The sequence below is a fragment of the Lysinibacillus sp. RU7 genome, from assembly GCF_057837305.1.
This window is the reverse complement of sequence record NZ_JBYQFK010000002.1, coordinates 147,214-171,138: the sequence shown is the minus strand read 5'-3', so window position 1 is coordinate 171,138 and position 23,925 is coordinate 147,214. Positions and strand designations below refer to the sequence as shown.

The window sequence follows — 23,925 nt, the reverse complement described above, 5'->3', positions numbered from 1 at the left end:
GAAAGAGAGGTGAATGCAGAAATGAATCATAAAAGTCCTGAAGCACATTTAGATCTTGGGTTTGTAACACTTACATTCAACTTATCTACAGTAATGATGTTATTAGTAACAGCTATAGTCGTGTTCTTAATCGCGTTTATTTCGACACGTAGCTTAGCACTTAAGCCAACAGGCATGCAAAACTTTATGGAGTGGGTTATGGACTTCGTAAAGAACATCGTTACGGGAAATATGGACTGGAAAACAGGTAAGCCATTCCACGTTCTAGGAATTACACTTATCATGTTCGTTGCAGTTGCCAACTTGCTGGGTCTTCCATTCGCTATCATTTATGATGATGTATTATGGTGGAAATCACCAACAGCTGACCCAACAGTAACAATGACATTAGCGGCACTAGTAATCGTGTTATCACATTACTATGGTGTAAAGGCAAAAGGTGCTGGTGGTTATGTAAAAGAAACATACTTCCAACCAATGTCTTTCATGTTCCCATTAAAGATTGTTGAAGAGTTTGCGAATACATTAACTCTTGGTCTACGTCTTTACGGTAACATTTATGCTGGTGAGATTTTACTTGCGTTAATCGCAGGTTTAGCGACATCTAGCGCAATTGGTGCTGTCGGTGCAATCGTACCAATGATGGCATGGCAAGGATTCTCGATTTTCATCGGGTTTATCCAAGCTTTCATTTTCACTATGTTAACAATGGTTTATATGGCGCACAAAGTGAGTCACGACCATTAATTATAAAATTCCACGTTAACCACGTGGTAATTTGAACCAAACAAAAAACAAACATTCCAAGGAGGAAATTTTAAAATGACAGGTTCATTAGGTTTATTAGCAGCAGCAATCGCAATCGGTTTAGGTGCACTTGGTGCAGGTATCGGTAACGGTCTTATCGTTTCAAAAACAGTAGAAGGTATCGCTCGCCAACCAGAAGCTCGTGGCGTACTTCAAACTACAATGTTCATCGGGGTTGCATTAGTTGAGGCCCTTCCTATCATCGCGGTAGTAGTAGCATTCATCGTAATGAACAAATAATCTTAGGATTATTAGATGATAATGGCGAAGCACATCTTCGCCATTCCTTTTGTATGGTTAGGTAAATGCTTAATCGTACATATTAAAGTAGTATTTGACATTGAACGTAAAGTTTTAAACATTATAGATTTTTGAATTTAGTCAAGCTCTTGAAGGGAGTGAAACAATCGTGGGATTAGATAAACTTGTACTTGCTGCTGGAGCAACAGGTCTTAACACTGGTGATATCCTTGCAACGGGAATTATCTTCCTAGTATTACTACTTCTTCTTAAAAAGTTCGCTTGGGGTCCGTTAATGGGCATCATGGAACAACGTGAAGAGTTAGTTGCAAGTGAAATCGATGCAGCTGAAAAAGCTCGTAAAGAAGCACATGCCGTATTAGAAGAGCAAAAATCTCTTTTAAAAGAAGCACGTACTGAAGCACAAACAATCATTGAAGGTGCTAAGAAACAAGCTGATGTGACTCGTGAAGAAATCGTATCTGCAGCTCGTAATGAAGCAACTCGTTTAAAAGAAGCTGCTGTTCGTGATATCGAGGCAGAAAAAGAGAAAGCAATCGCTGCTGTGCGTGAAGAAGTGGTTTCACTATCAGTGCTTGCAGCATCTAAAGTTCTTGGAAAAGAAATTTCTGAGGCTGACAATAGCACATTAATTAAAGAAACGATTGCGAAGGCAGGCGAGGCGAAATGAGTCAATCGACTGTAGCTAAGCGTTATGCTGAAGCATTATTCCAATTAGCAAGTGGACAAAACACACTAGCTGAAATAAGCGCAGATTTAAAGGAACTTTCAAAAGCTTTAGAAGCAACTCCAGAGTTACTTTCTTTACTACAAGCTCCTAAAATCTCTACGGACAAGAAAAAAGCATTGATTACTGGTGTGCTTGCTAATGCAAATCCAGCAGTAGTGAATCTTTTACATGTATTAGTAGATCGTAAGCGTATTAACGAAGTATCTGCAGTAGCAGAAGCATTCCAAACACTAGCAGCATCAGCTCAAGGCGCTGCTGAAGCAACAGTTTACTCAACTCGTGCTTTAACTGACGAAGAACGCGCAGAAATTTCTGCATCTTTCGCCAAGTTAGTAGGAAAAGAGAAGCTAGACATTACAAACTTAATCGAGCCAGCATTACTTGGTGGCATTCGTGTACAAATCGGCAACTACATTTATGACAACACAGTAGCTTCTAAGCTAGAAGGTCTAAAGCGTACGTTAGTTGGTTAATTTTAAGAAATGTGAGAGGTGAACATACATGGGCATCAAAGCTGAAGAAATCAGCAGTCTGATTAAACAGCAGATTGAAAATTACCAATCTGAATTACAAGTAAGCGAAGTAGGTACAGTTATCCGCGTTGGTGACGGTATTGCTCTTGCTCATGGCCTCGACAACGTCATGGCTGGAGAGCTTTTAGAGTTCTCTAACGGTGTTATGGGTATGGCGCAAAACTTAGAAGAAGGTAACGTAGGTATCGTTATTCTAGGTGACTACCTTGGCATTAAAGAAGGCGATGAAGTTCGTCGTACAGGTCGTATCATGGAAGTACCAGTTGGTGAAGCACTAATTGGTCGTGTTGTAAACCCATTAGGTCAACCAGTTGACGGATTAGGTCCAATCAACACAGAAAAATCTCGTCCGATTGAAAGCCCAGCTTTCGGTGTAATGGCGCGTAAATCAGTACATGAGCCATTACAAACAGGTATCAAAGCGATTGACGCGCTTGTACCAATCGGTCGTGGTCAACGTGAGTTAATCATCGGTGACCGTCAAGTAGGTAAAACATCTGTAGCAATCGATACAATCTTAAACCAAAACGGTGAAAACATGATTTGTATCTATGTTGCAATCGGTCAAAAAGAATCTACAGTTCGTGGCGTAGTTGAAACATTACGTAAAAACGGCGCTTTAGATTACACAATCGTTGTAACAGCTTCAGCTTCTCAACCAGCTCCGCTATTATACTTAGCGCCATTTGCTGGTGTATCGATGGCAGAAGAGTTCATGTTACAAGGTAAACACGTATTAGTAGTATATGATGACTTATCTAAACAAGCATCTGCTTACCGTGAGTTATCATTATTATTACGTCGTCCTCCAGGTCGTGAAGCTTACCCAGGTGACGTATTCTACTTACACAGCCGTTTATTAGAGCGTGCTGCGAAGTTAAACGAAACGTACCAAAACGGTTCGATCACAGCGTTACCGTTCGTAGAAACACAAGCAGGGGATATCTCAGCTTACATTCCTACAAACGTTATCTCAATCACTGACGGACAAATCTTCTTACAATCTGACTTATTCAACTCTGGTGTACGTCCAGCGATCAACGCCGGTTTATCAGTATCACGTGTAGGTGGTTCTGCTCAAATCAAAGCGATGAAAAAAGTAGCGGGTACATTACGTCTTGACTTAGCAGCTTTCCGTGAGTTAGAGTCGTTTGCTCAATTCGGTTCTGACTTAGATAAAGCGACTTTAGCTAAATTAGAGCGTGGTAAACGTACGGTAGAGGTTCTGAAACAAGACCTAAACAAACCACTTAAAGTTGAAAAACAAGTTGTTATTTTATACGCGTTAACTCGTGGTCACTTAGATGATATTCCAGTAGCAGACATCACTCGTTTCGAGGGTGAATTGTTAAGCTGGTTAGATTCAAACCACACTAACGTTTTAGATCATATCCGTACGACAAAAGATCTTCCAGCGGATGCTGATATCGTTGAAGCTATCAACGCATTCAAAAAAACTTTCGCTAAATCTGAGTAATATCGGACTGTGATTAAAAAACAAAAGGTGGTGAAATACCAGTGGTAAACTTACGCGAAATTAAAGGTCGTATTAATTCTACAAAGAGTACGCAAAAAACGACTAAAGCGATGCAGATGGTTTCTTCTTCGAAATTACGTCGTGCAGAGCAAAACGCTAAAGCTTACGTTCCTTACATGGAGAAAATTCAAGATGTAGTAGGTGCAATCGCTTCAGGTACAAAAGACAGCGGGCATCCAATGTTAACTGTCCGTCCTGTTAAGAAAACTGCTTACCTTGTAATCGGTTCTGACCGTGGTTTAGCAGGTGCTTACAACTCTAGTATTTTACGTCAAGTGCAACGTACAATCAACCAACGTCACAAGTCAAAAGACGAGTACGTAGTTTTAGCTGTAGGTCGTATCGTACGTGATTACTTTGTAAAACGTGATCATAATGTTATTAGCAGTGTCGTTGCTCTTCCTGACCAACCAACATTCGCTGATATTAAAGAAATCGCTCGTAATGCTGTTGGTATGTTCATTGATGGCGCATATGATGAACTTTATATGTACTATAACCACTTTGAAAGTGCTATTTCTCAAGTTGTTACTGAGAAAAAGCTTCTTCCATTAACTGATATTGCACCGGCTTCTACTCAAGCTGCATACGAATTCGAGCCATCTGGTGAAGCAATTCTAGAAGTATTACTTCCACAATATGCAGAGAGCTTAATTTATGGTGCGCTATTAGACGGTAAAGCAAGTGAACATGCTTCTCGTATGACGGCAATGCGTAATGCAACAGATAATGCATCTGACTTAATCTCAGACTTATCTCTTCAATACAACCGTGCACGTCAAGCAGCAATTACACAAGAAATTACAGAAATCGTTGGTGGAGCTGCAGCCTTAGAATAGGCGGCAGTCTGCCAATGTCGTATAAGAATACGATAGGAGGGTACACATAATGAACAAAGGACACGTTCTACAAGTAATGGGTCCAGTTGTCGACGTTAAGTTCGAGAACGGTCAATTACCAGCAATCTATAACGCATTAACAGTTAAGATTGAACGTCCAAACGAAGAGCCAACAACTCTTGCTTTAGAAGTTGCACTTCACTTAGGTGACGACGCTGTTCGTACAATTGCGATGTCATCTACTGATGGCTTACAACGTGGTGCAGAAGTGACTAACACAGGAGCACCGATTTCAGTACCAGTTGGTGATTCAACACTAGGTCGTGTATTCAACGTACTTGGTGAAGTAATCGACTTAGGTGAAGAAATCCCAGCTTCAGTTCGCCGTGATTCAATTCACCGTGAAGCACCAACTTTCGATCAATTATCAACTACAGTTGAAATCCTAGAAACAGGTATCAAAGTAGTAGACTTATTAGCACCATACATCAAAGGTGGTAAAATCGGTCTATTCGGTGGTGCCGGTGTAGGTAAAACAGTATTAATCCAAGAATTAATTAACAACATCGCGCAAGAGCACAGCGGTATCTCTGTATTCGCTGGTGTAGGTGAGCGTACTCGTGAAGGTAATGACTTATTCCACGAGATGACAGATTCAGGCGTTATTAAGCAAACTGCCATGGTATTCGGTCAAATGAACGAGCCACCTGGTGCACGTATGCGTGTAGCGTTAACTGGTCTTACAATGGCGGAATTTTTCCGTGATGAGCAAGGTCAAGACGTACTTTTATTCATCGACAACATCTTCCGTTTCACACAAGCAGGTTCTGAGGTTTCTGCCCTATTAGGTCGTATGCCTTCTGCGGTAGGTTACCAACCAACACTTGCTACTGAAATGGGTAAATTACAAGAACGTATCACATCGACTACAAAAGGTTCTGTAACTTCGATTCAAGCGATTTACGTACCAGCCGATGACTATACTGACCCAGCGCCAGCAACAACTTTCGCTCACTTAGATGCAACAACGAACTTAGAGCGTAAATTATCTGAGATGGGTATCTACCCAGCCGTTGACCCATTAGCATCAACTTCTCGTGCATTATCACCAGAAATCGTAGGTGAAGAGCACTATGCAGTAGCTACTGGTGTACAACGTACGATCCAACGTTACCGTGAGTTACAAGATATCATCGCCATCTTAGGTATGGATGAGTTATCTGATGAAGATAAGCAAACAGTAGAACGCGCTCGTCGTATTCAATTCTTCTTATCTCAAAACTTCCACGTAGCGGAACAATTCACTGGTCAAAAAGGTTCATACGTACCAGTTAAAGAAACTGTACGTTCATTCAAGGAAATCCTTGAAGGTAAATATGACCACTTACCAGAAGATGCTTTCCGTTTAGTTGGTGGCATTGAAGAAGTAGTAGAAAAAGCTAAAGGCATGGGCGTAGAGGTTTAATTCTAACGGCGAGGAGGAAAAAATATGAAGACAGTAACAGTCAATATTGTCACTCCCGACGGCCCAGTATACGATGCTGAAGTAGCAATGGTTATCGCGAAAACAACTTCAGGTGAGATTGGTGTGCTTCCAGGCCATATTCCTATGGTAGCTCCACTTGCTATTGGTGCAGTGAAGCTAAAAACAGAAGGCGGCCAAACAGAACTTGCGGCTGTTAACGGTGGTTTTATTGAAGTACGTCCAGACAAAATTTCGATTTTAGCATCATCTGCAGAGGTTGCTTCATCGATTGATGTCGCTCGTGCAAAAGCAGCTTTAGCTCGCGCTGAGCAACGACTTCAACAAAAACAAGATAACGTTGATTTCAACCGTGCGGAGTTAGCTCTTAAACGCGCGATTAATCGTATCAATGTTCATGAGGGTAATATCTAATAAATAGGAGCGGACAATTACTGTTGTCCGCTCTTTTTTAGCAGACAGGGAAGTATAAGTTTCTCATAAGCAAAAGACACCTTCTCGACCTACTTTTGTCGAGAGGTGTCTTTCTAAACATGGAGGCATTCGGGATGGATTTTTATACGGAAGCGGGTCAGCAAGCTGCATTTGGGATTGGCGCGTACCTCTTTTTTATCGGCGTTACTTTTTACGCGCTACAAGCGTTTCGCTTAGAGCAGCTTTTTAAAAAAGGGAAAGTATTTCAAATTCAATTGATTTATATTTTATTAAGCATTGCGATTGGTTCAAGTGTCGCTGATTTCTTTATCAATTTTTCGAATTGGTCACAGCAAATTCCTTATTTATTTCGATAAATAAAAGGATACATAGTAAGTTATATGCATTGTAGGGGGAAATAAGCCCTTGTTTATCGCTACAAAGTTTATAATGGCCCACATTGTTACTTGTTTTTATTTCCACAATAGTATTTTGCCTGTAGTGTAGTAAACAATTATACATTTTTTTGATTAATAGGTAATTCACGATATTTGTATAACGTGCGTATTATAAAATGTAGCTTATTTCTACAAAATAACGTAAAATAGTGATTTGGGCGCTTGTATTGAGAGGTCTTACAAGTTAACATTAAATTGTTTGTATAAATTAGACTATTAAACTTTTTTTATAAATTGGGTTTTGCAGTTTCGTAACAATTGTATTCGGAGGGACGAATTGTGGATAAAATTATTGTAACAGGTGGCCGGACATTAACAGGCAAAGTAAAAGTAGAAGGTGCAAAAAATGCCGTTTTACCCATCTTGGCAGCCTCACTGTTAGCTTCAAATAAAAAGCATATTATTAGAGATGTACCAGACTTAGCAGATGTACACACGATTAGTGAAGTACTAAAAAGCTTAAATGCCAAAGTAGAATATAAAGCAGATCAAAATGAAATGGTTATTGATGCTTCAGGTAGCCTTTCAAGTGAAGCTCAGTTTGAGTATGTAAGCAAGATGCGCGCTTCGATTTTAGTAATGGGGTCATTGCTTGGACGTAACGGGTTTGCTCGTGTCGCACTTCCGGGTGGATGTGCAATTGGATCGCGACCGATTGAGTTGCATTTAAAAGGTTTTGAGGCAATGGGTGCAGAAATTTCAGTTGGTCATGGGTATGTGGAAGCTGTTGTAAAAGATCGTCTAAAAGGTGCGAAAATTTATTTAGACTTCCCGAGCGTTGGGGCAACAGAAAATATTATGTCAGCAGCTGCACTTGCAGAAGGTACAACAATTATTGAAAATGCAGCGAAAGAGCCTGAAATTGTCGATTTAGCGAATTTTATTAATGCTATGGGTGGACGCGTCATAGGTGCGGGTACAGACACAATTCGAATTGAAGGTGTAACAGAATTAACAGGTACGACACATTATATTATTCCTGATCGTATTGAAGCGGGCACATTTATGGTAGCAGCGGCCATTACGCGTGGCGATGTAGTCATTGAAAATGCGGTGCCTGAGCATATGACCGCATTAATTGCGAAAATGCGTGAAATGGGCGTAGAAATCACAGAAGAAGCAGAAGGACTCCGTGTACGTGCCAATGGTCCGTTAAAAGCAGTCGATATTAAAACGATGCCACATCCAGGTTTCCCAACGGATATGCAGTCGCAGTTAATGGCGCTCATGCTTACGGCTGAAGGCACAAGCATTATTACGGAGACGGTATTTGAGAATCGTTTTATGCATGTCGAAGAATTCCGCCGTATGAATGCAGTGTCTAAAATCGAAGGTCGCTCTGTGTTTATTGAGGGAAAAGCAGACTTGCAAGGTGCTGAAGTAGCAGCTACTGATTTACGTGCAGCAGCCTCGTTAATTTTAGCAGGGTTAGTATCAGAAGGCATGACACGTGTGACAAAGCTTCATCATTTAGACCGTGGGTATGTCAATTTCCATGAAAAGCTTGCCGCATTAGGCGCAGATATCGAACGTGTAACAGATAAAGCGATTGTCAAAAAACAAGCAACGGCTTAAATGTACGCTATGCTTATTTCTATAATTATATGATAAAAAATTGTGAGTAATTAATTTTGCTCGCAATTTTTTTATTTGTCAGCAAAAGCCCCGCGTTGAACGGTCAAAAGCCCGTGCTATCCGAGCAAAAGCTGAGGCTATCCGAGCAAAAAGCAGCTGAACGAGCAAAACAAGTCCGTAAGCGGTCAAAAGCCGAGGCTATCCGAGCAAAAATCAATCCCCCAATCCCATCCACAAAAAAACAAGTAGAATTGTGCCGAAAACAGGTGGAGAAAATTTAAAGCTTTCTCGGAATTATTACAAGCTCTTTCCTCATACATTGCGTTATGAAAAAATACATTATGTTTGTTGCCCTTATTATTTTGTTATTTATCATTCCATTGCAGTACAAAAAAACTCAAACTCAAACTCAAAATTTACAGGAAGAGGAGGATTGTGAAGTTTTTATCACGCTTGCCGAATCAAATGAACAAATTCCGCTCGAGCAATATTTAATCGGTGTAGTGGCTGGAGAAATGCCAGCAAGCTTTCATCCGGAAGCATTAAAGGCACAAGCCATTGCGGCGAGAACATATGCTATGCACCAAACTAGTTTCGGTACAACCCCCATTAAGCAAACGACAGCCCACCAAGTATTTAAAGAAGAACGAGATCCGAAATATGAAGAAAAACTAAAAGAAGCAGTAACGGCTACGAAAAATCAAATTCTTACTTATAATAATGAACCGATTACGGCAATGTTTCATGCTGCTTCCAATGGCCAAACAGAATCTGCCCAAAACTATAGTGGCACGACCGTGGCCTATCTTACAACTGTTTCTACACCTGAAGAATATCGAGATACGCAAACGTTGACGCTTACGCAGTTAAATGACAAGCTACAAACAACATTGACGCTTGCTCAACTGCAACAAGCCAAAATAACACGTAACAATACCAAGCGTGTCGAAACGATTGCAATCGGCGGGAAAACGTGGACAGGGCGCGAGTTTCGTGAATTGTTAAACTTAAAATCGACAGACTTCACGATTACGGTGAATACAGACATTACGATTGCTACAAAAGGTTACGGGCATGGCGTAGGAATGAGTCAGTACGGAGCGAATGAACTTGCCCAAACAGGGAAAACAGCGGAACAAATTTTGGCGCATTATTATCCAAATACAGAGATGGCTACCCTTGCCTGTGCAGAACAATGAGGCTTTTTTATGAAAATGGTGACAGCATGATTTCTTCCTTTATGAAAGAACTATACATTTTCACAAAAAAATATTGTAAAATTTATGTATAACTTTGTTTAAAATCACCAAAATGTGTTAACAATAGCACTCGAGGTGATAATATTATGCGAGAGGATAAACAAACTACTTCTCCAAAAACTTGGGTCGATCAAAAATGGTTTTGGCCAGCTGTTTATGCAATCATTGCAATTATTATGATTGCCTTTATCGTACTTTATAATGTACTAGTTACACCGGAGGAATCGGATACACTTCAACCTGTATCACAAGAGCCGGAAACAATTATTGAAACAAATGCAGTAGAAGAAACAATGAAATTTCCGTTTGATGAGTTACAATTAAACAACGTGAAAATTTTACAGGACTTTTATGATGTAACAGCAGATGCTGAAACACGTGAAAATGCACTACTTGTATTTAATCAAACATACTCAGCGTCAAATGGTGTTTCGATCGCTATTAATAGCGAACCGTTCCAAGTGTTAGCCGCATTAAGTGGTACAGTCAAAGAAGTGAAGCTCGATGCATTTACGGGCAACAAAGTGACAATTGAACACGAAAATGGCTATACAACACAGTATACTTCTGTAGGGGATATTGTCGTAAAAGAAGGCGATAATGTCGTACAAGGGGAGCCGATTGGGATGACAATTGAAAATGAATGGAACCCAACAGCAGGCATTCACCTTCATTTTGAAGTATTAAAAGACGGTCAGTACATTAATCCTAGAACGTTACTGGCATTCTAAGTTCTAATGTTCCTACACGCGGCATAAGCTGAATAAACACGCGATTGAAAGGAAGAGAGCGTGCACGAGCATATTCGGCATCGCTGCGTGAAATTAGGGCAGCTGCTAGTAGAGACAGGGGAAACCGTTCGCGCCATCGCTAAAATGACAGGGTATTCGAAAAGTACGGTCCATAAAGATCTGACAGAACGCCTAGAAAAAGTTAACGAGACATTGTCAACAGATGTTAAGCAAGTTTTAGCGTATCATAAATCAATCAGGCATCTCCGAGGAGGAGAAGCGACACGGAAGAAATGGCAGCAAAAACAGCACAAAGATCAACAGACCCACATGGACGAAAAAGCGTTTTGACGAGTATCAAAAATCGTCGAAATGCTTTTTTTATTGTCGAAATGAGTAGGTGGTATTGTTGTAAAAGGAAAGTATTACCGATAATATAGATGTAATTTAGCCTTTAATATGATAAAATATTCAAGATAAACAGATATGCACGTGTACATGTTGGAGAAGCTGGGAAGGAGATAAAAAAACATGTTTTCTAAAGATATTGGCATCGATTTAGGTACGGCGAATGTACTGATTCATGTGAAGGGCAAAGGCATCGTGTTAAATGAGCCTTCTGTTGTAGCAATTGATAAAAAATCAAATAAAGTCCTAGCTGTTGGTGAGGAAGCACGTCAAATGGTTGGACGTACACCAGGTAATATCGTAGCGATTCGTCCATTAAAGGATGGGGTCATTGCCGACTTTGATTCGACAGAAGCGATGCTAAAATACTTCTTAAATAAGTTAAATGTAAAGGGCTTTTTATCGAAGCCACGTATTTTAATTTGTTGCCCGACAAACATTACGAGTGTAGAGCAAAAAGCGATTCGTGAAGCAGCGGAAAAATCGGGTGGCAAAAAAGTATATTTAGAAGAAGAGCCAAAAGTAGCGGCAATCGGTGCAGGAATGGATATTTTCCAACCGAGCGGCAATATGGTCGTCGACATCGGTGGCGGAACGACAGATGTCGCCGTACTATCAATGGGTGATATTGTAACAAGTGAGTCAATTAAAGTAGCGGGTGACGTTTTTGACAATGATATACTCCAATACATAAAGAGACAGTACAAGCTATTAATTGGTGAGCGTACAGCAGAGCAAATTAAAATGACAATCGGTACTGTATTTAAAGAAGCAGGGCATGATGAAACGATGGATATTCGCGGTCGTGATATGGTGACAGGTTTACCGCGCACGATTACGATTCATTCGAGTGAGATCGACAGTGCACTACGGGAATCGGTAGCGATGATTGTACAATCGGCTAAAAATGTACTAGAAAAAACACCGCCAGAGTTATCAGCGGATATTATTGACCGCGGTGTGATTTTAACAGGTGGCGGCGCATTATTACATGGCATGGATCAACTACTAATGGAAGAATTAAAAGTGCCTGTATTTATCGCTGAAAATCCAATGGACTGCGTAGCCATTGGGACAGGCATTATGCTTGATAACATTGATCGCGTAGCATCAAAACTTTAATTCTCGAGGTGAGCTTCCATGTTTAAAGGGTTTTATACAGCCATGTCTGGTATGACTGCTCAACAACGAAAAACAGAAATTCTGACAAATAATATGGCAAATGCTAATACACCAGGTTATAAAGCAGACCAATCGACAATCCGTTCATTTCCGGATATGCTGATGTCAGCCATTACATCCAATGGTATTCCAACACAAAAAGGGTTAAATGCATTACAGGCCACACCTGTTGGCGCATTAAATACCGGGGTGTATTTACAAGAAACACTGGGGAACTATATGCAAGGTGCATTACGAGAAACCGGTCTTTTAACAGATGTCGCGTTGCTTGATGGACAACTGCCAGTGGATGAGCAATCGGGCAATCAAGGGGCAATTTTCTTCCGTGTACAGCACCCAGATGGGAACGAGGCTTACACACGTAATGGGAATTTTACATTAGATGGGCAAGGCAATCTTGTCACAGCACTAGGGCAATATGTGCTAGATCGAGAAGGCAATCCGATTCAATTACAAAATGATCAGTTCACTATATCGCCTGATGGCATCATTACAGATGAAGACGGCGGGCAAATAGCACAATTAGGCGTTGCATTTGCAGCGAATACGGATCTCTTAATGAAACAAGACAATGGGTTATTCCGTCTATTAGAGGGAGAGGCATTGCCTTCAGCTTATGAGGTAGATGGGGTCACATTTAGTATGCAACAGCAATACTTAGAAGCATCGAATGTAGATTCTGCACAATCCATGACAAATTTAATGACCGCTTACCGAGCATATGAAGCAAACCAAAAAGTGCTACAAGCTTACGATAAGAGCATCGACAAAGCGGTAAATGAAATCGGTAAAGTATAGGAGGCTTAGTAGATGATTCGTACAATGCATACAGCAGCGAACACACTCGGACAACTGCAAGTTCAACTAGATACGATTAGTAATAATATCGCAAATAGCAATACAATTGGCTATAAAACAAAACAAGCAAATTTCCAAGAGTTATTGTATCAACAATTTAATAATGATCAGCAAGATAACCCAGCGTTTCGTCAATCACCAGTAGGCATTCGCTATGGTGTCGGGGCACATATAAGCCAAATTCAATCAAATGAATCACAAGGCTCTTTGCAAATGACCGATCGTAACTTAGATTTTGCTTTTACAAAGTCCAATCAATACTTTAACGTTGAGCTAGCAGATGGTTCAACAGCATATACACGCCAAGGGAATTTCTATATGTCCCCACAAGGAGACGGTACAAACGTATTAGTGACAAGTGATGGCTATCCGGTCCTGTCTGCTAACGGTACATCGATTACGTTTCCAGATGGTGTGAAAGACTTTACGATGTCACAAGCAGGCACATTAAATGTCAACTATGAAGATGGACAAGTCATCCAATTTGATTTAGCTGTAACACAAATTACAAAACCGCAAGTAATGGAGCACGTAAACAGCGGTGCATATATCAGTTTACCGAATAATTTGGACGAAATTGGTTATGCTGAAGAAGAGATTTTAACTGATTTACAAGGGTTGAATCGTAATGAAGTGAGCATGCAAATTGGTGCATTAGAATCTTCAAACGTAGACTTATCGAAGGAAATGACGGATTTAATTGCAGCACAGCGCTCTTATCAATTTAATTCACGTGCCATTACGATTGGTGACCAAATGTTAGGCCTGATTAATGGCATCCGATAAGTAAATTAGGGAGAACAGTAATGACGAATGAATTAAACCATACCGCCAAAGAGCAGCCAAAAAAGAAAAGACAAGCGGAGACGCCGGTTGAAGAAACATCCACACGATGGGTACAAATTCGTCTAATACCAATTTGGCTTCGTATCATTTTAGTGCTACTATTATTTGTAGTAGCAGGGGCAATCGGTGTTGTTTTCGGCTATTCTGTCATCGGTGAAGGAAATGCGAGCGATGCCCTGAAATGGAGCACGTGGGAGCATATTCTTGATATTTTGAATGGAAAACAGTAAAACAATAGTTCAGGCATATGTAGTGGCTTATAAAAATGAATAGAATAATTCATAACAAAGGCAAGGCTAACATCTCGACCTGTTTTAGGTCGAGATGTATCTTTCTAACATAGAAGATGTAACGATTCGTCATTTACATAATGCGAACAAATTTTTTATTTATACATAGCGCACGAGGGGAGTATTAACATGTTAAATGTAGAACAAATTCAAGCAATTTTACCACATCGTTATCCGTTTCTTTTAGTAGACCGTATTGTCGAATTAGAAGAAGGAAAACGTGCTGTTGGACTTAAAAATGTAACGATTAATGAAGACTTTTTTAATGGACATTTCCCTGGTTATCCAGTGATGCCAGGTGTATTAATTGTCGAAGCATTGGCACAAGTAGGTGGCGTTGCTTTATTAAGCGTAGAAGGAAATAAAGGACGCTTAGCATTTTTAACAGGTATCGACAATTGTCGTTTTAAACGTCAAGTAACGCCAGGCGATCAGCTACGCTTGGAAGTGGAATTTATTAAGTTACGCGGACAAATGGGTAAAGGCAAAGGGATTGCAACAGTAGACGGTGAACTTGTATGTGAAGCTGAAATTTTATTTGCATTAGGCCCTGTCACAGGCTGATTTGTTTTTATTAGCTAAAGGTTATAAAATACAAAGGTTAACATTGTTTATGTACGTAGGTTTGGCTTTAAACGTAGGAGGTTTAAAATAGATGTATAAAGAACTATCTTCAGGCGTCAAGATAAGCATTACCCGTTCTATCTCAACATCATTTGAATTGTATTTGGGGAGTATTGGCTGGGATGAAGATAAATTTTCGATGGAGGATTTTGTCGCAAGTTGGCAAAAGTATTTTACAGAAAATGCAGCTTGGTTTGACAAAGTACCACAAGAAATACTAACGAATCCTGAGTTCCATGAAGAAGTGGCAAAGAAAATCGACGAAGTGATTGCAAAAATTTTAAATGAAAAACCAACAAAAAAGCAAATAGATTCGATTGAAAAAATGCAAAAACAACTTGGAACAAACTATACTTTTGATTGTAAAGCAGAAGCAGCATATGTAGAACAACTACTAAAACAGCAATTAAAATAGATACGTAAATTTAGGATAGTTCCTCCTTTTCTCGGGCAATCTACTGTTGACTACATTGTAGTCAAATGAAGCCGAAGAAAGGAGGAATTTTTTATGCGTAAAGGGAGCCTAATCGCCGCTGCTCTACTGGCTAGTACAACACTTGCTGCTTGTAACACAAACAACCATGAAACACCGATGACTAACAACGAAAAGGCAAGTGACATCGTAACACCATACGATAACAACAATGGTACAATTGATGGGGTAAATAATGGCACAAACGGCTCTGATCGTGGTCTCTATATGAATGGGGACAATGCCAATGTTGAGTCACCAACATCGAATAAAGATAATCGTGGTTCTGACTTCAACGGTGGTAACAACATGAATGGTGCTGGGGGCAACAATGGCATGAGTGGTAATAATTCGACGAATAATCGCGGTTTAGAAGAACGAAGAATTGATGGCGTCGATGAAAATGCTGCTGCTCCTGATCTAAATAACAAGGAACAGCGAATTATCAATGATGAACGAGACATCATTAATAAAGAACAAGACATTATTGATACTCGTGAACGCATGGACAGAACGGTTAGGTAAAAATAAACAAAGAACACGACTGCTGATTGAGCAGTCGTGTTTTTTATTTTGTTATCTGAGATGATTATTTGTAACTGGACAAAAGGAAATTGCTAACGAGCAAAAGCCGCAGCTAAGCGGTCAAAACAACCGCATATCCGCTCTCCTTAAGCAAAACAACCTCTTAAGCACGCCATTTTACATACCTTTCAATTTTGGGCGTTCTTTCATACCTTGTTTAAAGCGGTCAAGTAGCTGGTCACTGGCTAATCCTTCTGCTAAAAGCTCTTGCAATAATTGCTCTGCGTAACGCTTACGCTGTGCCTTTAATGTCCCTTTTAACAAAACGGAAATCTGATCACCGATGTGTTTAATTTTGCTGACAACTAGTGTAAAAGGTGCGGGTTCATTGTCGGGGAATGAGATGACGGCTCGTGCTTCAAACACATCACCAGAAGTGAGCAGTGGCTCAAACACTTCATTCAAGTTGTTTGGAATATATAGCTCTAAAATCCACGAATGATGGCTATTTTCCTGATTAATAATAATGCCATCTATTAACGGAATTTGCTGTGCATGACCAGCTAACAGTAAGTCAAAAGAGATCATTTTAAACGTTTTCATTTTCCTCCACCCGGCTTTCTTTTTGAAGTCATTATACCATAGAAAAACTTTGCAAATTTAAAAAGTCGGCTCTTTCTGTCGTTGTTGATAAATCAAGGATAGGCATATAAAATGATGCATTTTTTTATTTTGGCGTGTAGTCAAAAATGATTTTTGGTACGCCAAAATGATAGCAAATCTCTATTTTGGCATTTTGCTCAAAAATACATTATGTAATAAGATAACAACAACGAAAGGAGGTGTATCAATGAACCAAGTCGGGCTAGTCGGACGATTGACAAAAGATCCCGTTCTTCGACAACTATCTGACAATAAAGTAACTGTAAGCTTTGTTATTGCCATCAATCGAAACTTTCGAAATACTCAAGGCGGAGTCGATGCAGATTATTTACTTTGCATCGCTTGGGGAAAACTTGCGGAACGTATCGCCAAATATTGCGGCAAAGGCTCGCTCATTGGGGTGAGTGGACGCTTACAATCAAAAACGTATGTCAATAAGGAAAATAGTAAAGTATATACAATGGAAGTATTGGTCGAAGATGTCCGATTTTTTGCCTTGAAGCAGCGGGAAGAGCAGCTCGCATCGGAAGCTTCAGCATATAAAGCGACGCAAGAAATAAAGGAAACGCCCTTAGAGGAACATTTTGTGCTTCCTTCTGAGGAGCAAGAAGTAGACGTAAATGCGGAGTCAGTGACAGGTGAACATGCAATTGTAAGAAGGTAAAGAACATGACGAATTGCTTTCGTTATAGTAGTGCAACAAACAAATCAAATCTGTACAAAAGACTGTACAATTTTTACCCCCACTTACTAAACTACGGTATATCGCTATCTATACCGTTATCTTCTTAACAACTGAATAGTAGTAGAACCGATAAAAAGAGAGTCTTTCCTGCGCGCGTGGCAAAAAAGACTCTCCCTCTTTATGTTAAATTCGCTGTGTCGAGCATCATTAAATTCATTAACTCAGCATCATCCAGTTCTGTGAGCCACTTACTCGATTGAATCAATTCTTCTGAAAGTGCGGATTTGATAGCGATCATTTTATCGATTTTTTCTTCAATCGTTCCAATCGTAATAAATTTATGCACTTGCACAAACTGTGTTTGACCAATACGGTAGGCGCGGTCTGTTGCTTGATTTTCAACAGCTGGATTCCACCAACGATCGGCATGTAGAACGTGATTGGCAGCTGTTAAGTTGAGTCCTGTCCCGCCCGCTTTGAGCGATAATAAAAAGATCGGGAACTCTCCTTTTTGAAAGCTGTCCACTAAGCGGTCCCGCTGTTGTTTTGGCATGCTGCCGGTTAAAAACGGTACGTCCAGGTCATAGAGTTCTGAGAAACAATGCTGTAGCAGTTGCCCCATCCCGATATATTGAGTAAAGATTAAACATTGCTCGCCATTTTCAACGATGTCTGCGGCCAGCTGTACGATCCGTTTCACTTTAACAGAACGCTCTAGCTCAACTTGCGCTTCATCAAATGGCTCTTTTAAATAAAGGGCAGGGTGGTTACATAATTGTTTGAGCTTATTAAGCATTTTTAAAATGCGCCCTTTTTTCTCAAAGCCCGTTAACTTCTCAAGCTGGGCAACAGTTTCTTCAATAAACCCTTCATATAGCGCGGCTTGTTCAGGTGTTAATGGACAAAACTCTTGCGTTTCCTGTTTATCTGGCAAGTTGAGCATTAAGTCTGGGTCACGCTTTGTTCGGCGCAGTAAAAATGGACGAATTTTCATCTGCAAGATTTGCTTATGTTTTTCGGATTCATCCTTTTCAATCGGTAAAATAAACTGCTCTTGGAATTTGCCGAAGCTACCGAGATAGCCTTTATGCATAAAGTCAAAGATGGCCCAAAGCTCCGATAAGCGATTTTCAACAGGTGTCCCGGTTAAGGCAATATGATGTGCCCCTTTTAATGTGCGAATAGAGCGGGATTGCAACGTTTGCATATTTTTAATATTTTGTGCTTCATCTAACACGACCGTTGCCCAACGTATATGCTGTAAGAACTCAGCATCTTGCGAGATTGTTCCATATGTGGACAAAATAATATGTGGGCGTTCTGTTTGTAAGAACCCCTCAAATTGTTCGTTCTTCAAACGATTAGCGCTGTAATGTGTATGCACAGTAAGCGTTGGCGCAAAACGCGCAAGCTCTTTTTGCCAATTTCCAAGTACGGAAGTCGGGCAAATAATGATCGTTGGTTCTTCGACTTCTAGTGTCTCAATCGTATAAAGCACATAAGAAATAAGCTGCACCGTTTTTCCGAGCCCCATATCATCTGCTAGACAGGCACCGAATTGTTGCTGTCGCATAAAGACAAGCCATTCGTATCCTTGTTGCTGATAGGGACGTAGCGTTGCCTGCAAACGAATCGGAGGTGCAACAGGTGGAAGCCCTTGCTTATGTTGCAGTTGTTCAATGTACCCTTGCAATGATTTCTGCATTTCAAAGGCAAACATCGGGTCGTCGCGTTCTGCATCATCTTCCTCTTCAAGTGGTGCCATTAATGTTTCCGGCAATTCACGGAACAGTAAATCGCGAACGGTCCAGTTTTCTTCTTCGGCTTGATTCATAAGCTCACGCATCTCCTGGAGCCAGTTTGCATCAATGCGGAACCATTCGTTCCCAATCCGCATAAATTCACGCTTTTCTTCCACGAGCTTGCGGAATTGTTCCGCAGAGATGGCTTCATTATTCATCGAGAACTGCCAGCGGAATGTCAAAATATCATCCAGACCGGCTGTTTTTCTTGCGGATGTATTCCCTGCGCTTACTCGTACTTTTAATTTCGACTGCTTTAGCTCTTTTAACCAAGCAGGTAAAATAATTTCAAATCCAAGTGCTTGTAACTTCGCTAAATCATGCTGTAAGAAATGCCGCACATCCGCATCTTGCAATCGTAGATGGATAAAGGAAGTGGGAGACGGTGCATGCTGTTCGAGTGTGAGCAGTTTGATGATTTGATCTTGTAGCTGTTCAATATCTGGCGTCAGTTCTGCCCATTTCTCGGGAAGTACCATTTCAATAGGTAAGGTACGTTTACGAATGGCGGGTGTCCAGTGCTTCGCTGAGGTAGGGGATAGCAAAACCGTTTCCAGTACCCAGTCCTCCTCCTGCTCAGCCGGTTCACTTAAACGAAGCGCAACTTGTACATTGCCTGCCATACGCTCTGTTTGTAGCGGCCAGCCCCCGTTTTGAAAATACGGCAGTAGCGCAGGGACATCTGCAACTGTCAGCCCGGCTTTTGTTAACTGCTGCGTAACAGCTTGCTCAAGTATGGCTGCATGTTCCACATTAAAGGTTAATTTGTCTTCCGTTACATGCGCATGTTGCCACAGGGTGTCGTCTTGCCAGTAGGTAAGTGCAGCGTTAATATGGGCAAGGTGCCGTGCCGAACTTGGGTCAGCCGGCTCAATGTGTAGAAACGGATGTTTATAGCGCGGCGACAGGGCATCCAGTAAATGAGCAGCCGAAATCACGAGGTCACGCTCATCCATTTTCGCACTAATCCCATAAAAGTTTGGTTCGTATTTATAATAAAGAAGCGGTGCCCAACTCGCTGCTGCATGAATGAGCCCGTCTTCATTTAATGCAGTTAAGGAGTAGTAACCCGCGTTCACTAACTCGATTTTTAAGCGGAGCGTTTTTACGAAAGGTACTGTCTCGATCATTTTTCATCACTCCTTAACATAATTTGGCTTTATCGAGCTCTTCTTGTAATGCTCGTAGTCGTTTAAAATGCAGTCGTACGTTTTCCATATAGGCTTCAAAGTAAGCCGTTTTGCCCGCTTTTTTCGCAGCAGACTTCATCCCTTTCCAAAGTCGAACTGCCTGTTTGTAATTCATGCGTGATTTTTGCTTAATTTCTTCCATGGCATAGTGATGGTAAAGCGGTAATGTAGCAGCCGGGTTTTCTGATAATACTTGTTTGAGCCCAATCGACTCCAAATACGAAATAGACGATGGGTAGAGCTGATGAAGGGCTACCCAGTCCGCGTAGCGTCCCTTTTGCAATAAGTAGTCGGAATACGGTTGAATACCATATCTGCCGAATGCACCGTAAAGGGTTAGTTCTTCTGCCTCGGTGAGCTCAATTGCTCCATATAAATCATTTAACGTATTTGTAAAGAGCTGGCGGTGATGCGGAGGCAATACTTCCTGAATATACTGTTTTACATGTGGCAACATCGCTTTTAATAGAAGGGTAGCTGCCCGTTCATCGAATACATTGCGGGCAAAATGCACAAGGGCTTCATAAATATGAATAACTTCAGGTTGTATGTGTTGCAAGCTTTGCTCAAGTGCTTTGTAATCTTTTAATACGATATGGAAAAGCAGGTTAATGGCATCACGCGGGATATCCGCTGCTTGTTTCATGTCTGCTAAGGCAGCTAGCTCTTGCTCGGCTCGTTTTTTGTCATGGAAAATTTTTTCCCAGCATACTAAATAAAAACTAATTCGCAGGTGCGGTAATCCTTCCCCTTGCAACAAGAGTGTGCGAACCTGTTGTTGCAACGCATCATAAAATGGATCCGTCGCAAAAAGTCTCGACTTACTGCTTAATTCATCGATAATATCAAGCGCATATTCATAACGCCTATCCATCGCATATTGGAAGTAATCTGAATGCAGCGGTGAAGCTGTTGCGATAAAGTGAAACCAAATTTTATTTAATACGGCGAGCTCCATATAAAGCTTATAAATCGGTTGCCATTCTCGTTCAAGTGGCATATAGCGGCGCAATTTAGCGTGTGCATGATCAATAATCGATGTCACTAAATAACTTTCAATGCGGCGTCCTGCTGGTAGTAAGTGATTCATCACTTCCTCGACCATTCGTTGCCAGCTTTCTGGTGTTCGCTCTGTTGCTAACTGGACGAATTGGACGGAACTCTTATTACGCCAGTTCGCTGCCCACTCTTGCACAGAGCCAAAGTATTGATACAAGCCAAGCAGTACACCGAGCTGGTGCCGACACATTTTTTGTGGGCATGTACATTGCGTAGCCTGGTAGCGGAAATCAATCGTTACTTCCGCAGGGCGCACATCTTGCACGACCGTAAACAATTTGGATGATGCCGTGTTATAACGTTCAAATAAGACAGACTTATTGCGCACTGAAAACACAGCACGACGCACGAGCTCTTCATCTTCAGCCGCAGAAGGATGCAACTCGCGCTCATATTTTGCTAACTCTCTATTAATAAAATCGACATTATCCTGTGCAATGACAGGAATCGAAAGTCCCATAAAAAACCTCTCCTAAAAAAGTCGTTCCTTCTATTATAACGTGAATTGTTTCGAAGCGTAAATAAAGATGAAACGTTCATTCTGGATTAGGGCAAAAAAGTAAATGGTTAAGTGAAAAAAATCTGCTTATATCTGAGCAAAAATAAACCGTTACGCCACAATCTATCTGCAAAAGGGCGTTTGAATTCACTAAATTGTGGATATATTAGTACTATGTAACCTTATTGTTATTAGTCATGTTTTTTCTAACGAGAAAACCTAATATGTGCAGGATGCTTTACATAAAATGAATAAATATACCTATCAGTGTATTAGTTTTATTTTATCAATACACAGAATATTTTAACTATTAGGAGGGTGTGGACATTGATTACTGTTCAATTTATGAAACCGTTTTACACAAAAGTATCGGGAACGAAGCTACGCCTAGTGTTTGCGTATCAATATTTTTCAATTATGAAAGACGATGAAATTTACCACTTCATTCCGATTGAAGGCAAAGAAATGACTGTTGATTTAAATACGATGCAGGTAGAAAACTTATCAGAAGTATTCGTGTTCCAGCGCGGCAATCGCTTTATTCGATTACCATTGTATCAATTGTTACTCGTATCAAATGTAAATGAGCATCTAACGCCGATTCTTGAAAGCTCAGCTGCCGATGCCAAACCAGCAAAGGATGAAGTAGAGGAAATGGACGTGGAAATTTTAGGATTAATCCAATCACTGGAAGAGGAAAACCTTTCGCGTTTAATTGATGATGCATTAGCCGAGCGCAATGAAGCGTTATTTTATGATTTAATCATGCAGAAGGGAAAGTTAAACGGAGGATATGCAATGTGAGTAGATACGCCACTTAAAAAACACCGATGAAAAAATTTTTTCTCGGTGTTTTTTAGCCAAAAAAATTGAAAAATACATACTACAAAAAAACTATTATACTAACATTAAGTTTTGCTGTTTGATGCGATTAAATCAAAATAATATACTAGAAAATATTTGAAAATCGATAGTATTGTCAGTATAATTTGGGTAGGTTCATGTAAACACAATGAATCTTTCCTCAACCCATATTTTCCTCTTTTTGCTTAGGCAAAAGGAGGCCTTTTTATTATGCAACGCTCTTTCCATTATTTTGGGCTGCATACGTTGCTAAAAAGACTTTCTTCCAATTGCGATCAATATCCTCATATTCAAAAAGAGCTGAAAAATGTTGAATCTGGTGACTACGGTGAACAGTATGTTACCAAGCTGCTTCAAACACAATTTCAGCATCAAGTCACTGTGCTTTCAAATGTTTTTATTGGTTCTTCGCAAATCGATTGTATCGTCCTGACACCTTATTTTTGCGTAGTACTAGAAGTGAAAAATATTAAAGGGCATATTGCCATCATGAAAACTCCGCGCCAAATGATTCGTGAAATGGATGACAATAAAGATGTTTTCCAAAGTCCAGAAGTCCAGTTAGAACGAAGTGAAATCGAATTAAATCGCTTGTTTGCTAAGCATAAAATCGAACTCCCGATTTTTAGTGCAATTTTGTTTCCATTCCATACGTCAATCATTCAAAATGAATCGAAACAATATCCCGTGCTGATAGGAAAAGAAGTGTTAAATTATATTCACTTGCTACCAAGTACAAAAACGTTTGTAAATCCAGCAGAGGTAGCAAGTATATTACAAAAACAATCCGACCCATGGCACAGGTTTCCATTATGTGACTACTATAATATTAATCGTAGTTTTCTACAAACCGGCGTAGAATGCAGAAAGTGCGGAACAATCCCAATGGTAAGAACTAAGCGTACATGGAAATGTATGCGCTGCGGTGTCACAGATCGTGTAGCCCATATTCAAGCTATAAGGGAATATTATGTACTATTTTCAAATGTCATGACAAATCGAGAATGTGTAGCATTTTTGCATCTGCGAAACCGCCAAGAAGCAACAAGAATCTTAAAAAGTATCGGACTAGAAAGAGAAGGAGTTAAACGAAACAGTATTTATAAACTACAGCTGTAAGCAAATGAGGAATCGGTTGAGGAACTACCGCTACAAATAGAGTAGCGGTTTTTTTGCTTCATTAGGGTGATGTCCGAGCAAAACAAGCGTGTATCCGGTCAAAACTCCCGGGTGAACGAGCAAAAGGCTGTGCTATCCGAGCAAAAACCCGAGTTATCCGGTCAAAAAGCAGCTGTGCGAGCAAAACGCTGGGCTATCCGGTCAAAATCCGC

The 23,925-nt window shown here is 40.5% G+C and carries 26 protein-coding genes; 23 read left to right on the top strand and 3 right to left on the bottom strand.

Features of this window, described 5'->3' with window-relative positions:
• The first annotated feature begins 21 nt into the window (after positions 1 to 21).
• The 20 genes from atpB to AC3II9_RS02300 all read left to right on the top strand — a co-directional run bounded on the left by atpB (position 22) and on the right by AC3II9_RS02300 (position 15,832).
• Positions 22 to 747, top strand: a complete 726-nt coding sequence (gene atpB, locus AC3II9_RS02395) for a F0F1 ATP synthase subunit A (RefSeq protein WP_391367637.1) — start codon at positions 22 to 24, stop codon at positions 745 to 747.
• A gap of 75 nt (positions 748 to 822) precedes the next feature.
• Positions 823 to 1,047, top strand: a complete 225-nt coding sequence (atpE, locus tag AC3II9_RS02390) for a F0F1 ATP synthase subunit C (protein WP_004269474.1) — start codon at positions 823 to 825, stop codon at positions 1,045 to 1,047.
• A gap of 169 nt (positions 1,048 to 1,216) precedes the next feature.
• Positions 1,217 to 1,738: a F0F1 ATP synthase subunit B gene (gene atpF / locus AC3II9_RS02385; RefSeq protein ID WP_489152880.1), complete on the top strand. Its 522-nt coding sequence runs from the start codon at positions 1,217 to 1,219 to the stop codon at positions 1,736 to 1,738.
• A complete protein-coding gene (locus tag AC3II9_RS02380) occupies positions 1,735 to 2,271 on the top strand; it encodes a F0F1 ATP synthase subunit delta (protein ID WP_489152879.1) in 537 nt (178 codons plus the stop codon). Before atpF ends, AC3II9_RS02380 begins: the two co-directional genes overlap by 4 nt.
• A gap of 28 nt (positions 2,272 to 2,299) precedes the next feature.
• Positions 2,300 to 3,808: a F0F1 ATP synthase subunit alpha gene (gene atpA / locus AC3II9_RS02375; RefSeq protein ID WP_489152878.1), complete on the top strand. Its 1,509-nt coding sequence runs from the start codon at positions 2,300 to 2,302 to the stop codon at positions 3,806 to 3,808.
• Between the two features lie 41 nt (positions 3,809 to 3,849).
• Positions 3,850 to 4,707: an ATP synthase F1 subunit gamma gene (gene atpG, locus AC3II9_RS02370; RefSeq protein ID WP_489152877.1), complete on the top strand. Its 858-nt coding sequence runs from the start codon at positions 3,850 to 3,852 to the stop codon at positions 4,705 to 4,707.
• Positions 4,708 to 4,756: 49 nt separating this feature from the next.
• Positions 4,757 to 6,172, top strand: coding sequence for a F0F1 ATP synthase subunit beta (gene atpD, locus AC3II9_RS02365; RefSeq protein ID WP_489152876.1), 1,416 nt, complete (start codon positions 4,757 to 4,759; stop codon positions 6,170 to 6,172).
• Between the two features lie 24 nt (positions 6,173 to 6,196).
• Positions 6,197 to 6,604, top strand: a complete 408-nt coding sequence (locus AC3II9_RS02360; RefSeq protein ID WP_489152875.1) for a F0F1 ATP synthase subunit epsilon — start codon at positions 6,197 to 6,199, stop codon at positions 6,602 to 6,604.
• A gap of 134 nt (positions 6,605 to 6,738) precedes the next feature.
• The gene (locus AC3II9_RS02355; protein WP_489152874.1) at positions 6,739 to 6,981 is read left to right on the top strand and encodes a DUF1146 family protein; all 243 of its coding nucleotides are present in this window, start codon (positions 6,739 to 6,741) and stop codon (positions 6,979 to 6,981) included.
• A 360-nt stretch (positions 6,982 to 7,341) separates the two neighbouring features.
• On the top strand, positions 7,342 to 8,637 hold the full coding sequence (murA, locus tag AC3II9_RS02350; RefSeq protein WP_391367613.1) for a UDP-N-acetylglucosamine 1-carboxyvinyltransferase: 1,296 nt from the start codon (positions 7,342 to 7,344) through the stop codon (positions 8,635 to 8,637).
• Between the two features lie 341 nt (positions 8,638 to 8,978).
• Positions 8,979 to 9,836 (top strand): stage II sporulation protein D, encoded by an 858-nt coding sequence (gene spoIID / locus AC3II9_RS02345; protein WP_489152873.1) that lies wholly within the window; start codon positions 8,979 to 8,981, stop codon positions 9,834 to 9,836.
• Positions 9,837 to 9,982: 146 nt separating this feature from the next.
• Positions 9,983 to 10,627, top strand: a complete 645-nt coding sequence (locus tag AC3II9_RS02340; RefSeq protein ID WP_489152872.1) for a peptidoglycan DD-metalloendopeptidase family protein — start codon at positions 9,983 to 9,985, stop codon at positions 10,625 to 10,627.
• A 60-nt stretch (positions 10,628 to 10,687) separates the two neighbouring features.
• Positions 10,688 to 10,978: a sporulation transcriptional regulator SpoIIID gene (locus AC3II9_RS02335; RefSeq protein ID WP_391367604.1), complete on the top strand. Its 291-nt coding sequence runs from the start codon at positions 10,688 to 10,690 to the stop codon at positions 10,976 to 10,978.
• 180 nt (positions 10,979 to 11,158) lie between these two features.
• Positions 11,159 to 12,157 (top strand): rod shape-determining protein, encoded by a 999-nt coding sequence (locus AC3II9_RS02330; protein ID WP_489152871.1) that lies wholly within the window; start codon positions 11,159 to 11,161, stop codon positions 12,155 to 12,157.
• Between the two features lie 18 nt (positions 12,158 to 12,175).
• Positions 12,176 to 13,015: a flagellar hook-basal body protein gene (locus AC3II9_RS02325; protein ID WP_489152870.1), complete on the top strand. Its 840-nt coding sequence runs from the start codon at positions 12,176 to 12,178 to the stop codon at positions 13,013 to 13,015.
• Positions 13,016 to 13,027: 12 nt separating this feature from the next.
• Positions 13,028 to 13,861, top strand: coding sequence for a flagellar hook-basal body protein (locus AC3II9_RS02320; protein ID WP_489152869.1), 834 nt, complete (start codon positions 13,028 to 13,030; stop codon positions 13,859 to 13,861).
• A 20-nt stretch (positions 13,862 to 13,881) separates the two neighbouring features.
• A complete protein-coding gene (locus AC3II9_RS02315) occupies positions 13,882 to 14,151 on the top strand; it encodes a DNA-directed RNA polymerase subunit beta (protein ID WP_489152868.1) in 270 nt (89 codons plus the stop codon).
• Positions 14,152 to 14,340: 189 nt separating this feature from the next.
• Positions 14,341 to 14,775, top strand: a complete 435-nt coding sequence (gene fabZ, locus AC3II9_RS02310; protein WP_489152867.1) for a 3-hydroxyacyl-ACP dehydratase FabZ — start codon at positions 14,341 to 14,343, stop codon at positions 14,773 to 14,775.
• Positions 14,776 to 14,866: 91 nt separating this feature from the next.
• Positions 14,867 to 15,250: a hypothetical protein gene (locus tag AC3II9_RS02305; protein WP_489152866.1), complete on the top strand. Its 384-nt coding sequence runs from the start codon at positions 14,867 to 14,869 to the stop codon at positions 15,248 to 15,250.
• A gap of 93 nt (positions 15,251 to 15,343) precedes the next feature.
• Entirely contained in the window at positions 15,344 to 15,832 is a 489-nt protein-coding gene (locus AC3II9_RS02300; RefSeq protein WP_489152865.1) for a hypothetical protein, read from the top strand.
• A gap of 177 nt (positions 15,833 to 16,009) precedes the next feature.
• Here AC3II9_RS02300 and AC3II9_RS02295 read toward each other — a convergent pair whose 3' ends face one another.
• A complete protein-coding gene (locus tag AC3II9_RS02295; protein ID WP_489152864.1) occupies positions 16,010 to 16,435 on the bottom strand; it encodes a YwpF family protein in 426 nt (141 codons plus the stop codon).
• Positions 16,436 to 16,682: 247 nt separating this feature from the next.
• Between AC3II9_RS02295 and AC3II9_RS02290 the strand changes: the two genes are divergently transcribed.
• Positions 16,683 to 17,159 carry a single-stranded DNA-binding protein gene (locus AC3II9_RS02290; protein ID WP_489152863.1) on the top strand — a complete coding sequence of 159 codons (477 nt, stop codon included), beginning with the start codon at positions 16,683 to 16,685 and terminating at the stop codon, positions 17,157 to 17,159.
• Positions 17,160 to 17,358: 199 nt separating this feature from the next.
• Here the strand turns inward: AC3II9_RS02290 and AC3II9_RS02285 are convergent, their stop codons facing one another.
• Both AC3II9_RS02285 and AC3II9_RS02280 read right to left on the bottom strand, forming a co-directional pair.
• On the bottom strand, positions 17,359 to 20,112 hold the full coding sequence (locus tag AC3II9_RS02285) for a DEAD/DEAH box helicase (RefSeq protein ID WP_489152862.1): 2,754 nt from the start codon (positions 20,110 to 20,112) through the stop codon (positions 17,359 to 17,361).
• 13 nt (positions 20,113 to 20,125) lie between these two features.
• Entirely contained in the window at positions 20,126 to 21,691 is a 1,566-nt protein-coding gene (locus tag AC3II9_RS02280) for a hypothetical protein (protein WP_489152861.1), read from the bottom strand.
• A 366-nt stretch (positions 21,692 to 22,057) separates the two neighbouring features.
• On the opposite strand from AC3II9_RS02280, the gene AC3II9_RS02275 reads away from it, so the two are divergent.
• Entirely contained in the window at positions 22,058 to 22,534 is a 477-nt protein-coding gene (locus AC3II9_RS02275) for an IDEAL domain-containing protein (protein WP_489152860.1), read from the top strand.
• Between the two features lie 270 nt (positions 22,535 to 22,804).
• Positions 22,805 to 23,713 (top strand): nuclease-related domain-containing protein, encoded by a 909-nt coding sequence (locus AC3II9_RS02270; protein WP_489152859.1) that lies wholly within the window; start codon positions 22,805 to 22,807, stop codon positions 23,711 to 23,713.
• Positions 23,714 to 23,925: the final 212 nt, after the last annotated feature.

Excerpts from the sequence above, each read along its gene's own strand:
- AC3II9_RS02295 (WP_489152864.1), bottom strand. The coding sequence starts at position 16,435 with ATGAAAACGTTTAAAATGATCTCTTTTGACTTACTGTTAGCTGGTCAT.
- AC3II9_RS02290 (WP_489152863.1), top strand. The coding sequence starts at position 16,683 with ATGAACCAAGTCGGGCTAGTCGGACGATTGACAAAAGATCCCGTTCTT.
- AC3II9_RS02300 (WP_489152865.1), top strand. The coding sequence starts at position 15,344 with ATGCGTAAAGGGAGCCTAATCGCCGCTGCTCTACTGGCTAGTACAACA.
- spoIID (WP_489152873.1), top strand. The coding sequence starts at position 8,979 with ATGTTTGTTGCCCTTATTATTTTGTTATTTATCATTCCATTGCAGTAC.
- AC3II9_RS02360 (WP_489152875.1), top strand. The coding sequence starts at position 6,197 with ATGAAGACAGTAACAGTCAATATTGTCACTCCCGACGGCCCAGTATAC.
- AC3II9_RS02285 (WP_489152862.1), bottom strand. The coding sequence starts at position 20,112 with ATGATCGAGACAGTACCTTTCGTAAAAACGCTCCGCTTAAAAATCGAG.
- fabZ (WP_489152867.1), top strand. The coding sequence starts at position 14,341 with ATGTTAAATGTAGAACAAATTCAAGCAATTTTACCACATCGTTATCCG.
- atpB (WP_391367637.1), top strand. The coding sequence starts at position 22 with ATGAATCATAAAAGTCCTGAAGCACATTTAGATCTTGGGTTTGTAACA.
- AC3II9_RS02330 (WP_489152871.1), top strand. The coding sequence starts at position 11,159 with ATGTTTTCTAAAGATATTGGCATCGATTTAGGTACGGCGAATGTACTG.
- atpD (WP_489152876.1), top strand. The coding sequence starts at position 4,757 with ATGAACAAAGGACACGTTCTACAAGTAATGGGTCCAGTTGTCGACGTT.
- AC3II9_RS02315 (WP_489152868.1), top strand. The coding sequence starts at position 13,882 with ATGACGAATGAATTAAACCATACCGCCAAAGAGCAGCCAAAAAAGAAA.
- atpA (WP_489152878.1), top strand. The coding sequence starts at position 2,300 with ATGGGCATCAAAGCTGAAGAAATCAGCAGTCTGATTAAACAGCAGATT.
- AC3II9_RS02355 (WP_489152874.1), top strand. The coding sequence starts at position 6,739 with ATGGATTTTTATACGGAAGCGGGTCAGCAAGCTGCATTTGGGATTGGC.
- atpE (WP_004269474.1), top strand. The coding sequence starts at position 823 with ATGACAGGTTCATTAGGTTTATTAGCAGCAGCAATCGCAATCGGTTTA.
- AC3II9_RS02325 (WP_489152870.1), top strand. The coding sequence starts at position 12,176 with ATGTTTAAAGGGTTTTATACAGCCATGTCTGGTATGACTGCTCAACAA.
- AC3II9_RS02305 (WP_489152866.1), top strand. The coding sequence starts at position 14,867 with ATGTATAAAGAACTATCTTCAGGCGTCAAGATAAGCATTACCCGTTCT.
- AC3II9_RS02320 (WP_489152869.1), top strand. The coding sequence starts at position 13,028 with ATGATTCGTACAATGCATACAGCAGCGAACACACTCGGACAACTGCAA.
- AC3II9_RS02340 (WP_489152872.1), top strand. The coding sequence starts at position 9,983 with ATGCGAGAGGATAAACAAACTACTTCTCCAAAAACTTGGGTCGATCAA.
- AC3II9_RS02270 (WP_489152859.1), top strand. The coding sequence starts at position 22,805 with ATGCAACGCTCTTTCCATTATTTTGGGCTGCATACGTTGCTAAAAAGA.
- AC3II9_RS02380 (WP_489152879.1), top strand. The coding sequence starts at position 1,735 with ATGAGTCAATCGACTGTAGCTAAGCGTTATGCTGAAGCATTATTCCAA.
- AC3II9_RS02280 (WP_489152861.1), bottom strand. The coding sequence starts at position 21,691 with ATGGGACTTTCGATTCCTGTCATTGCACAGGATAATGTCGATTTTATT.